The 12034-nt window shown below is 72.2% G+C and carries 8 protein-coding genes; 6 read left to right on the top strand and 2 right to left on the bottom strand.

The annotated features are described in order from the left end of the window. From U9R90_RS33360 to U9R90_RS33335, 6 genes are all read left to right on the top strand, one after another. Window positions 1-595, top strand: a 595-nt coding sequence (locus U9R90_RS33360) for a GNAT family N-acetyltransferase (RefSeq protein WP_411060870.1), incomplete at its 5' end; no start/stop codon positions are given. Between the two features lie 239 nt (window positions 596-834). Further along, window positions 835-1635: a sugar phosphate isomerase/epimerase family protein gene (locus tag U9R90_RS33355; protein ID WP_411060868.1), complete on the top strand. Its 801-nt coding sequence runs from the start codon at window positions 835-837 to the stop codon at window positions 1633-1635. Between the two features lie 67 nt (window positions 1636-1702). Continuing rightward, on the top strand, window positions 1703-2053 hold the full coding sequence (locus tag U9R90_RS33350; protein ID WP_411060866.1) for a VOC family protein: 351 nt from the start codon (window positions 1703-1705) through the stop codon (window positions 2051-2053). 104 nt (window positions 2054-2157) lie between these two features. Next, entirely contained in the window at window positions 2158-5871 is a 3714-nt protein-coding gene (locus U9R90_RS33345; protein WP_411060865.1) for an ABC transporter ATP-binding protein, read from the top strand. Between the two features lie 181 nt (window positions 5872-6052). Further along, window positions 6053-6454, top strand: coding sequence for a hypothetical protein (locus U9R90_RS33340; RefSeq protein WP_411060863.1), 402 nt, complete (start codon window positions 6053-6055; stop codon window positions 6452-6454). A gap of 98 nt (window positions 6455-6552) precedes the next feature. Beyond that, complete coding sequence (locus tag U9R90_RS33335) at window positions 6553-7971, top strand: S28 family serine protease (RefSeq protein WP_411060862.1); 1419 nt, start codon at window positions 6553-6555, stop codon at window positions 7969-7971. 80 nt (window positions 7972-8051) lie between these two features. Here U9R90_RS33335 and U9R90_RS33330 read toward each other — a convergent pair whose 3' ends face one another. Further along, window positions 8052-8708 carry a hypothetical protein gene (locus tag U9R90_RS33330; protein ID WP_411060861.1) on the bottom strand — a complete coding sequence of 219 codons (657 nt, stop codon included), beginning with the start codon at window positions 8706-8708 and terminating at the stop codon, window positions 8052-8054. 394 nt (window positions 8709-9102) lie between these two features. Continuing rightward, complete coding sequence (locus U9R90_RS33325) at window positions 9103-12015, bottom strand: AAA family ATPase (RefSeq protein ID WP_411060860.1); 2913 nt, start codon at window positions 12013-12015, stop codon at window positions 9103-9105. Between the last annotated feature and the right edge of the window lie 19 nt (window positions 12016-12034).

Below are 12034 nucleotides of genomic sequence, written 5' to 3'. Positions count from 1 at the left end.
CCGACCCCGGTCCCGGTCCCCGGCACTATCGTGGCGGGACGGGAGACAGCGGCTGGACAGCGGCTCGTACGGAGGGCTTGGCATGATGGCTGAACCGGCGCGTGTACGGCTGCGCGACACCCAGCCGGGCGACCTCGGCTGGATGGTGCACCGCAACGCGGTCCTGTACGCCGCCGAGTTCGGCTGGAACACCGACTACGAGGGCCTGGTCGCCCGTATCGTGGCCGACTTCGCCGAGGACCACGACCCGCACCTGGAGCGGGTGTGGATCGCCGAGCTCGACGGCCGTCCCGTCGGATCCGTGATGTGCGTACGCGATGAGGCACCCGGCACCGCGCGGCTGCGGCTGCTCCTGGTCGAGCCGGAGGCGCGCGGGCACGGCGTCGGCGACCGGCTGGTGCGCGCCTGCGTCGACTTCGCCCGCGAGCAGGGGTACCGCGAGCTGGTCCTGTGGACGAACGACGTCCTGCGGGCCGCCCGCAGGATCTACCAGCGGCACGGCTTCGTCCTGGCCGCGGAGCAGCCGCACCGCTCCTTCGGGGTGGACCTGGTGGGCCAGGACTGGCGGCTGCGACTACAGGAGACGCCTGACTAGGTCGATCGGCGGTCCACGTCGATCGGCGGTCCACGTCGGTCGGCGGTCCACGTCGGTCGGCGGTCCACGTCGGTCGGCGGTCCACGTCGGTCGGCGGTCCACGTCGATCGGCTGACCTGGGCAATCGGCCGTCCAGGGCAATCGGCTGACCAGGGCGGCCGGGTGGCGCACATCCCGCCTTGACCTGGCGTGCGCCGCTGCTAGGGTCCGCAGTCCCCGGACGGACCCAGGAGCCCCGCATGAAGTTGGCCTTCTCCACCCTCGGCATGCCCGGACTGCCCATCCCCGACGTGGTACGGCTCGCCGCGTCCCACGGCTACCACGGCGTGGAACTCCGCGCACACTCCGAAGAGCCGGTGCACCCCGGCATCGGTCCGGACGAACGGGCCGACGTCGCCGCAGAGTTCAAGGCGGGCGGCATCGAGATCCTCGGCATCGCCGGCTACGCGCGCGTGGCGGCACCCGGCGAGGACGGCCCCGTACTGGCGGAGATCCGCGCCCTGGCGGAACTGGCCCACGACCTCGGCGCCCCGAACGTCCGGGTCTTCCCGGGCGCCGCCGACACGCAGAGTGCCGCCGACGCGGACGCGACCGCCGCGCGCCGCCTCGAAGCGGCCGCGGAGTACGCCACGGGGCTCGGCGTACGCATCCTCCTGGAGACCCACGACTCGCACCGCACCGGAGCCGCGGCGGCCCGCGTACTCGACCAGGTCGGCCGCCATGGCGCGGGCGCCCTGTGGGACGTGATGCACACCTGGCTCGGCGGCGAACAGCCCTCCGCGTCCTACGCCGCGCTCGCCCCGCACCTGGGCTATGTCCAGGTCAAGGACATCGCGTCGGCCGAGGACACCACCCCGCTGCCGCTCGGCACCGGCGTGCTGCCGCTCACGGAGTGCGTGGAGCTGCTCAGCCGCGCCGGCTGGGACGGCTGGCTGTGCTGGGAGTACGAGAAGCGCTGGTACGAGGCGGCGGCCCCGCTGGAAGGCCTGCTCGGGCCGGGTCGGGAGCATCTGTCGCGGCTCCTGAACGAGGCCGCCTGAGCAAAGCTCAGGCCCGCGGCCGCGGCCCCCGGCCCGGCCGTGGCCCCGCCCTCCTACGCTGGCGCCCATGCGCGCACGCCTGGAACAAGTCGTCGTGGACTGCCACGATCCGAAGACCCTGGTCCGCTTCTGGTCCGGCCTGCTCGGCGGCACCCCGGTCGACCGCGCCCGCGACTGGTCCCACGTCGAGCCGCCCGGATTCCCCCGCCTCGCCTTCCAGCCCGTACCCGAGAGCAAGGCCGTCAAGAACCGGCTCCACCTCGACATCGCGGTCGACGACCTCGAGACCGCCGCGACCGAGGCTGTACGCCTGGGCGCCACCCTGAGCGGCGCGGCGGTCACCGACGACCAGGGGGCGTTCCAGGCCATGTGCGACCCGGAAGGCAACGAGTTCTGCTTCGTGACCTCCCAGGACTGACGCCCGTGACCTCCCAGGACCGACGCCTCTCCGCGGCCCCAGGGATGAAATCGGCCGCCCACCGCGTTGGTCCTTCCGGCAGATCCGTACGACGGGAGGCACCGGTGGCATCGGAGCAGGGGTGGGCGCGGCGACTGGCCGGGTACGCGTGGCGGTACCCGAAGGACGTGGTGCTCGCGCTCGGCGCCTCCCTCGGTGGCATGGCCGTGATGGCGCTGGTGCCGCTGATCACCAAGGTGATCATCGATGACGTGATCGACACGCGCGCGCGGTCACTGGCCGTGTGGACGGGGTTGCTGATAGGCGCCGCGGTCGTCGTGTACGTACTGACGTACATACGGCGCTTCTACGGCGGGCGGCTCGCCCTCGACGTCCAGCACGACCTCCGTACGGACATGTACGGCACCATCACCACACTCGACGGGCGGCGGCAGGACGAGCTGTCCACCGGTCAGGTCGTCGGGCGGGCCACCAGCGACCTGCAGCTGATCCAGGGGCTGCTCTTCATGCTGCCGATGACCATCGGCAACTTCCTGCTCTTCTTCATCTCGCTGGGGATCATGGCGTGGCTGTCACTGCCGCTGACCCTGGTCGCGGTCGCTGTGGCGCCCGCCCTGTGGTTCATCGCCAAGCGCAGCAAGACCCGGCTGCACCCCGCGACCTGGTATGCGCAGGCCCAGGCGGCCGCGGTCGCGGGCGTCGTCGACGGTGCCGTAACCGGGGTGCGGGTCGTCAAGGGGTTCGGGCAGGAGGACCAGGAGACCGGGAAGCTGCGGGAGGTCGGCCGCAAGCTGTTCGCGGGGCGGCTGCGGACCATCCGGTTCAACTCGCGGTACACCCCGGCGCTGCAGTCCGTACCGGCGCTCGGGCAGGTCGCGATGCTGGCCCTCGGCGGCTGGCTGGCGGTCAAGGGCGAGATCACGCTCGGGACGTTCGTCGCGTTCTCGACGTATCTGGCGCAGCTGGTCGGACCGGTCCGGATGCTGGCCATGGTGCTCACCGTGGGGCAGCAGGCGCGCGCCGGTGTCGAGCGGGTGCTGGAGTTGATCGACACCGAACCGCTGATCGAGGACGGCAGGAAGGAGCTTCCCGCCGACGCTCCCGCCACCGTCGAGTTCGACGGGGTGGGGTTCGCGTACGAGGACGGGCGGCCCGTGCTCGACGACTTCTCGCTGGAGATCCAACCCGGTGAGACCGTCGCCGTGGTCGGGTCGTCCGGCAGCGGCAAGTCGACCGTCTCGCTGCTGCTGCCCCGCTACTACGACGTCACCCAGGGCGCGGTCCTGGTCGGCGGGCACGATGTGCGCGAGCTGACCCTCGCATCGCTGCGGGCCGCCATCGGCCTCGTACCGGAGGACAGCTTCCTGTTCTCGGACACGGTGCGGGCGAACATCGCGTACGGGGTCCCCGACGCCACCCAGGAGCAGATCGAGACCGCCGCGCGCGCCGCCCAGGCGGACCGTTTCATCGACGAGCTGCCGAACGGCTACGACACCACGGTCGGCGAGCACGGGCTGACCCTGTCCGGTGGGCAGCGGCAGCGGATCGCGCTGGCCCGGGCGATCCTCACCGACCCCCGGCTGCTGCTCCTGGACGACGCCACATCGGCCGTCGACGCGCGCGTGGAGCACGAGATCCACGAGGCGCTGCGCGGGGTCATGGCCGGGCGTACGACACTGCTGATCGCCCACCGCCGCTCTACGCTCAACCTCGCCGACCGCATCGCCGTACTCGACGACGGGCGGCTCGCCGACATCGGTACGCACGCGGAGCTGGAGCGGCGCTCGCCGCTGTACCGGCGGCTGCTGACCGACCCGGACGAGCTGGGCGGCGTATCGCCCGGCCACACGCTGCCCGAGGCCGCTCCCGACGTGCTGGAGTACACCTCCGTACGGGAGGAGCTGGACGCCGAGTTCGACGCCGAGCGGGGCATCACGCCCACCCTGTGGGCCGGTGACCGCGAACCCAAGGACGCGGCCCTGTCCGGCTCCCCGGCCAGCCCCGAGCTGCTCGCCCAGGTCGACGCGCTGCCCCCGGCCACCGACACGCCGGGCATCGACGAGGCGAGGGCGGTCGCACCCGAGGAGTCGTACGGGCTGCGCAGACTGCTGCGCGGCTTCGGACTGCCGCTGCTGCTGGCGCTCGGCCTGGTCGCCGTCGACGCGAGCATGGGCCTGCTGCTGCCGGTGCTGATCCGGCACGGCATCGACGAGGGCGTCTCGCAGGCGGCGCTCGGCGCGGTCTGGGCGGCGGCAGCGCTCGGCCTGGTGGCCGTGCTGGTCCAGTGGGGTGCGCAGATCGGCGAGACCCGGATGACGGGCCGCACCGGCGAGCGCATCCTGTACTCACTGCGCCTGAAGATCTTCGCGCAGCTGCAGCGGCTCGGGCTCGACTACTACGAGCGCGAGCTGACCGGCCGGATCATGACCCGGATGACCACGGATGTGGACGCGCTGTCCACCTTCCTGCAGACCGGCCTGGTCACCGCCTTCGTCTCCGTCGTCACCTTCTTCGGCATCATGGTCGCGCTGCTGGTGATCGATGTGGGTCTGGCGCTGGTCGTCTTCGCGACCCTGCCGATCCTGATCGTCGGGACGTACTTCTTCCGCAAGTCGAGTGTGAAGGCGTACGAACTCGCCCGCGAGCGGGTGTCGCTGGTCAACGCCGACCTGCAGGAGTCGGTCTCCGGACTGCGCATCGTGCAGGCCTTCCGGCGCGAGCACAGCGGCTACGCGCGCTTCACCGAACGCAGCGACAGCTACCGTCGGGCGCGTATCCGCGGCCAGTGGCTGATATCGGTCTACTTCCCGTTCGTGCAGTTGCTGTCGTCGGTGGCTGCGGCGGCCGTACTGATCGTGGGGGCGGGCCGGGTCGAGGCCGGGACCCTGACGACCGGTGCGCTGGTCGCGTATCTCCTCTATATCGAGCTGTTCTTCGCGCCCGTGCAGCAGCTGTCGCAGGTCTTCGACGGCTACCAGCAGGCGACCGTCTCGCTCGGCCGTATCCAGGAGCTGCTGCGGGAGCCGACCTCGACCGCGGCTGCCGAGAAGCCGCTCGGCGTCCCGTCCCTGCGGGGCGAGATCGCCTTCGATGACGTGCACTTCGCGTACGGGGGCGAGGAAGAGGCGCTGAGCGAGGTCTCGCTGCGCATCCCCGCGGGCCAGACGGTGGCCTTCGTCGGCGAGACCGGCGCGGGCAAGTCGACGCTGGTCAAGCTGGTCGCCCGGTTCTACGACCCGACCAGCGGCAGGGTGACGGTCGACGGCACGGATCTGCGTTCCCTCGACCTGACGGCGTACCGGCACCGGCTCGGCGTCGTCCCCCAGGAGGCGTACCTCTTCGCGGGTACGGTGCGCGACGCGATCGCGTACGGCCGTCCCGACGCGACGGACGCGCAGGTGGAGGCCGCGGCGCGGGCGGTCGGCGCGCACGACATGATCGCCACGCTGGACGGCGGCTATCTGCACGAGGTCACCGAGCGCGGCCGCAACCTCTCGGCGGGCCAGCGCCAGCTGATCGCCCTGGCCCGTGCCGAGTTGGTGGACCCGGACGTCCTGCTGCTCGACGAGGCCACGGCCGCCCTCGACCTGGCGACCGAAGCGCAGGTCAACCAGGCCACCGACCGGGTCGCGGGCCGCCGCACCACACTGGTGGTCGCGCACCGGCTGACCACCGCGGCGCGCGCGGACCGGGTGGTGGTGATGGACCACGGCCGGGTCGCCGAGGACGGCACGCACGAGGAGCTGCTGGCTCTGGGCGGCCGGTACGCGGAGCTGTGGCGGACGTTCGTGGGAGAGCCCGAGTCGGCGGTGGCCTAGAGCAGGCCTAAGGCGCCTCGCGGCCCCGTCGCGGCCCATCGGGGCTCCACCGCGGCCCGCATCGCGGCTCCGGTCGCGGCCCGTTGCGCACCCCCGCAGAACCCGTTCGAGGGGTGTGCAACCGTTCGGCCTGCCCGCCGCGTCCGTACATCTGTACGCTGCCGAGTCGGGAGGGACGCCTGTGCGCTACGGGGGGACAACCGCGGGACGCGGACGGTGGACACTCTGCGCCGTCGCGCTGGCCGCGGCTCTGTTGCTCGGCCTGACGGGCCCCGGTGTCGGCCAGGCGCACGCCGCCGGTCCCTGTCCGGGGAAGAAGGTGCGCACCCTGCCGTTCTCCACCGGTGCCGTACACGTCTACAAGAGCCGCGGTTTCGTCTGCGCCCTGAGCCGCCCCAAGAAGTCGGGCAAGCGCCAGTACATGTCCGTCAGTGTGCAGGCGCGCGGCGGCCATCCGGTGACGAACGCGGGCCGGTTCACCCAGTACGCGGGCCCCGTCAAGGTCTACGCGGGCAAACGCTGCGTATGGATCAGGGGAAAGGTCGGCAAGGGCTCGGTGAGCTCCGGCTGGATCCTGTGCTGAACCGTACTTAACAAGCCCATAGCTCTCAACGGCCCCTGGTGTCAGGCGACTTGCTCCGCTAAGTTCCGGCGGACATCCGTGAACCCAGGGGAGGATGCATGCGCAAGGCGCTCAGATGGCTGCTGTCGCTCGTGGTGCTGATAGGTACCTTGAGCGCGGCTGGGGCGGCCACCGCCGCCGAGCCAAAGGCGACCAACATCAAGGACCGGCTCCTCGAGATACCGGGCATGAGCCTGATCGAGGAGAAGCCGTACCGCGGCTATCGGTACTTCGTCCTCAACTACACGCAGCCGGTCGACCACCGGCAGCCGGACAAGGGGACGTTCCAGCAGAGACTGTCCGTGCTACACAAGGACACCAACCGCCCGACGGTCTTCCACACCTCGGGCTACCACCTTCGCACCAGCCCCTTCCGCAGCGAGCCGACGCGGATCATCGACGGTAACCAGGTGTCGATGGAGTACCGCTTCTTTGATCCGTCCCGGCCGAGCCCCGCCAACTGGTCCGATCTGAACATCGAGCAGGCGGCCAACGACCAGCACCGCATCTTCAAGGCGCTGAAGCCGATCTACAGCAAGAACTGGCTGTCCACCGGCGGTTCCAAGGGCGGCATGACGGCGACGTACTACGAGCGCTTCCACCCCAACGACATGGACGGTGTCGTCGCCTACGTCGCGCCCAACGACGTGGTGAACAGGGAAGATTCGGCCTACGACCGCTTCTTCGAGAACGTCGGCACCAAGAAGTGCCGCGACGCCCTGAACGCGGTGCAGCGCGAGGCACTGGTACGCCGTGAGCCGCTGAAGAAGCTGTACGCCGACTGGGCGGCCGAGTCCGGCGCCACCTTCAAGACCGTCGGCAGCCTCGACAAGTCGTACGAAGCCGTCGTCTCCGACATGGTCTGGGCCTTCTGGCAGTACAGCAGCGAGGCGGACTGCAAGGACGTGCCCACCGCGGCCACCGCCACCGACCAGGAGATCTACACCTACGTAGACGACATCTCCGGCTTCTCCTTCTACACCGACCAGGGCCTGGAGCCGTACACGCCGTACTACTACCAGGCAGGCACCGAGCTGGGCTCGCCCAACATCCAGCAGCCGCACCTGGACGGCCTCTCGCGCTACGGCTACCAGGCGCCGCGGGAGTTCGTGCCGCGTGACATCCCGATGTGGTTCAACCCGTGGAAGATGCGGGACGTCGACACCTGGGTCCGGTACAACGCCGAGCGCATGCTCTTCGTCAACGGCGAGAACGACCCGTGGGGGGCCGAGCCGTTCCGCCTCAGCGAGTACGCCAAGGACTCGTACGTCTACGTCGCCCCCGGCGCCAACCACGGCGCCAACGTCGCGGCGCTGAAGGGTGACGAGCGCGCCAAGGCCACCGCCGCGATCCTGAAGTGGGCGGGCGTCGCCCCGGCCACGGTCCGAGCCGACGAGGCCAAGGCCAAGCCGTTGGCGACGTACGACGCGAAGCTGGACAAGCGTGACCTCAAGCGGGAGTTCACGATGCGGCACTGACGCCGATCCGTGCTTCCTGCCGCGCCCGCTGCCTTTCGGTGGCGGGCGCGGTGTTGTGCGTACTGGTGGTGAGTACCGGTTCATACGGGCCGGGCGCAGCCCACCGGCTTCTTGCCGCCCAGTTGGACGTACAGGGTCGTGGACCGGGGGCACTTGGCGCGGCTGGTGACGGCTGAAGTGACCTTGAACTGCGGGCGGTTCTCGCCCGAGCCGTCGCAGGCCGTCTCCCTCACCTCGCCCGCCTTGGAGTTGAAGACGCAGTCGCCGACGATGGTGCGCGGGCCTCCGCCGCCGCCGGGGTCGCCGGGGTGCGGCGGTTCCAGGTTGCGCATGCAGGCGAAGCCCTGGGGTGCGGCACTCTTCCCGTCGCTCTTCCCGGTGCTCTTCCCGTCGCTCTCCTTGTCAGTCGCCGGGCGGTTCTCCGTGATGTGCAGGACGAAGTCCGTGCGCTCCGGGCAGCTGGGGCCGTTCGCCCGCTTTCCGTCGTAGCGGGCGGTGACACGCGCCAGAGCCCGCTCGCTGGTACACGCCACCTCGGTGAAGTCGCGGCCGCGCGAGCCGCATTCACCGACCCCGAGGAACGTCGCGCCGTACCCCGTGGCCGCGCTGGTCGTGTTGGTGCCGTCGAGTCTGTTGCTGCCCCCGGGACCCGGCGACTTCTGGCAGGATGCGAGCGCGGCCACGACCATGAGCGCGCACACCACCCCCACGGTCCGTACATCGCGCACTGTGCGCATGGTGAACCCCCCGATATGTGCGTTCAGCGTGACCCGTCGAGCCGGGCGCACGCCAGAGGGGGCCGGGGGCTTTGCGTCCATCGGATGGGGTGCGCCGGGGGCGCGGCGTAGATCGGATACGTCGCCTGTCCTGGCCATGGTGCTGCCGCGGTCCGTAGCCGATGGGGGCGCGCAACCGGGGAACCCGCGCGCCTGCGCCGCCGTCAAACCGGCATGCTGCCGGTGAGTCTCCGCAGTGCGGTGTCGGCCTCGCTGCTGGCTGCGAACGCTGACCACCCTCTCCGCCGCATGCGGCCGGCAGCATGCCGCCACCGGTGCGCCCCCCTCCAAAGCGCCGGTGGCGGCCCCCTCAGGGCCCGTCTCCGGCTGTGACCAGTGGCTTTCCCGACAGGACCTAGCCTGGGGCCGGTGTCGTACCCGGCAGCGCGCGGCCGCCACCGCCGGGGTCGGTGCTCAGGGCGTTCGCCAGCTGCGCGCGGGAGCGCACATCCAGCTTCTGGTAGATCCGGGTCAGCCGGGCCTCCACCGTCTTCACGCTCAGATACAGCCGGGCCGCCGCCTCCTGGTTGCTCGCCCCCTGGCCGACCAGCTGAGCCAGCCGCCACTCGGCCTCCGTGAGCAGCGGGAGCGCGCCGCTGTCCACGGGCGTCGCCGCCTCGGCGCGGGCCGCGCGCGAAGGGCGCGGCGTGCCCTCCACGGCCAGCTCCAGCCAGGGCGCGGCCCCCGCCCGTTCGAAGACCGCGGCCGCTGCCTGTAGCGCCTGCTGCGCGGCCGACCGCCGTCGGCGACGGCGCTCCACCCGGGCCAGCGCGATCAGACAGCGCCCCTCCTCCAGCGGCAGACCGTGCGCGGCGAACTTCTCCGCTGTCTCCGCCAGCAGCCTGACCGCCTCATCGGGCTTGCCGCCCGCCGCCAGACAGAGCGCGTACACCCGGTCGAAGCCCAGCAGCACCGTCGTACGGCCCAGCCGCTCGGCCACCGGGCCGGCGTCCACGAGCAGCGCCTGAGCCTCCTGAAGCGCGTCATTCGCCAGCAGCGCCTCCGCCAGCTCCTCGTGCCAGCGCAGCATCGACGGATCGACGGTCCCGTGGACTCGCTGTCCCTCCCGCACCCGGCGCAGCGTCTCCAGCGCGCCCGCCACATCGCCCGTCGCCAACTGCACCCGGCCCAGGGCGTACAGACTGCGGGAGAGGAAGACATGGTCGCCTTCCTCCTCCGACGCCTGGGCGCTGCGCCGGGCGTAGCTCGCGGCGCGGGCGAAGCTGCCGCCCGCGGTCTCGGCCACCGCCAGTGCGAACCAGGCGGGCCCCGGCGACAGACCGGCCTCCAGCGTCAGCGCCAGCGACCGCCCGGCGTGGGAGAGCGCCGCCGCGCACTGGCCGCGCCGCGACTCCACCTCGGCCGCCGTGCGGAACAGCTCGATGGAGTCCTCGACCGGGCCGCGCCGCTCCACCAGCGGTACCAGCGCCTGCAGCCGGTCGCGGGCCTCGTCCAGCCGGTCGTCGAAGAGGGCGTGCCGGATCGTCAGGATCTGTGCGGTGTTGCGGATGCCCGGCGGCCCGTCGGCCAGCTCCAGGACACACGCCTCGGTGAGCGTCTCCTCGGCCTCCGGGGCGCCCAGCACCCGGTCCATCCTGGCCTGTTGCGTCAGCGCCTGCGCGGCGGTGTGCCGGTCCCCCGCCGAGGACGCGAGCCGGGCGGACTCCACGGCGGCGGCCCGCGAGCGCACCGGGTCCCCGTCGGCGACCACGTACTTGACCGCGAGCCGCAGCAGCACCGCCGCACGCAGGCCGGGATCGTCCTCGGAGTCCTCCATCGCGTGCGCGTAGAGCTCGTCGAGGTCGGTCAGCCCCTGCCCCGCCGTGTCCAGCACGGCGAGCCGGGCGCGCACCCGGTCGGCGGGTTCGGCGTCGCGGGCCAGCAGATCGCCTGCCGCGCGCAGCGCCAGATCGGCGCGCGCGGCGCGCGCGGCCGCCTGTGCGGCGCCTGCCAGCCGGGTCAGCCGTCGACCGGTCGGCAGGCCGGGCGTCGACTCGGCGGCGAGCAGGGCCAGTTCGGCGGCCAGCGTGTTGTTACCGCTTCGGCGCGCCGTGTGCGCGGCCTCGGCGACCTCGGCGGCGAGCTGCTCATCGGGGGCATCGGCGGCCAGGGCCCGGTGCCGTACGGCCTCCACGGGGTCGTCCGCCACGGTGGCCAGCGCCGCATGGCCGTCCCTGCGCACCGTCCAGCTGGTGTCGTGCACGAGCGTAGAGGGCAGCACACCGGCGGTGAACGCCACCGTCCCGTCCTCCGTCAGCGTGACGAGACCGGCCCGCTCCGCCGCGGCCAGCTCCGCCTCGGCGTCCGGACGCCCGGCCCTGCGGATCATCGACGCCGTCGGCCGGAGCGCGAGCGCGGCGAGGAGCAGCGAGGCCCGTACGGAGGGACAGGCGGCGGCCAGCATCCGGCGCGCCAGGTCGCGGGCACGCCCGGACAGCGGCAGCGCCTCCGCGTGGTGCACGGGTGTCGTGGCGTCCGCGAGGGACCTGCCGACGGCGAGTGCGATCCGTGGATTGCCGCCGCTGGCGCGGTGGATGCGGCCCGCCATCCGGGAGGGCAGCCGGTGGTGGACGAGGAGTTCGGCGATTTCGTCGGCGTGCAGCGGCGGCACCAGCAGCACGTCGGCCTCGGACGGCACCCACAGGGGCGGTCCCGCCGGGTCCATGTCCGTCGTCGGTGTCGGTGTCGGTGTCGGTGTCGGTGTCGGTGTCGGTGTTGGTGTTGGTGTTGGTGTCAGCCTCGGAGCGTGCGGCTCGGGGGTCTCGACGACGAGCACGCGCAGTTCGGGCGGGGCCAGATGGAGCGCGAAGCGCAGGAGGTCCGCGCTGTCCGCGTCGATGAGCTGGGCGTCGTCGATGACCAGGAGCACGGGGCTCCGCGCGGCCAGGTTGCGCAGGATGCGGGCGATGCCCAGCCGCAGCGCGATCGGATCCCAGCCCGCGTCGGTGGCCTCGGCCTCCCGGCAGAGCACCGCGACCGCGGTCCGCTGCGGCTGCGGCAGCCCGTCCAGCGCGAAAGCGGGCACGGAGGCGACGAGGGCGGCGGCGGCCGCGCCGGGTATGGGACGGTCCGCCGGCTGCGGGGCGAGCCACACCACGGTCTCGCCCAGCGCGGCGGCGCGCGCCCCGGCGGCCTGCGCCACCTCGGTCTTGCCGATGCCGGCCGCCCCCGTGAGCAGGGCGCGCCCCCGGCTGTGCAGCACACCCGTCAGGCGGGCGAGAAGGTCGGCTCGCCCGACGGGCGTGGCGCGCTCCGGTGTCGGCTTCACCCTGCCCACCCTCCCCGGT

This window comes from Streptomyces sp. E11-3 (genome assembly GCF_046540415.1).
GTDB lineage: Bacteria > Actinomycetota > Actinomycetes > Streptomycetales > Streptomycetaceae > Streptomyces.
The sequence above is the reverse complement of the archived record's forward strand: the minus strand, read 5'-3'. Positions and strand labels throughout refer to the sequence as shown.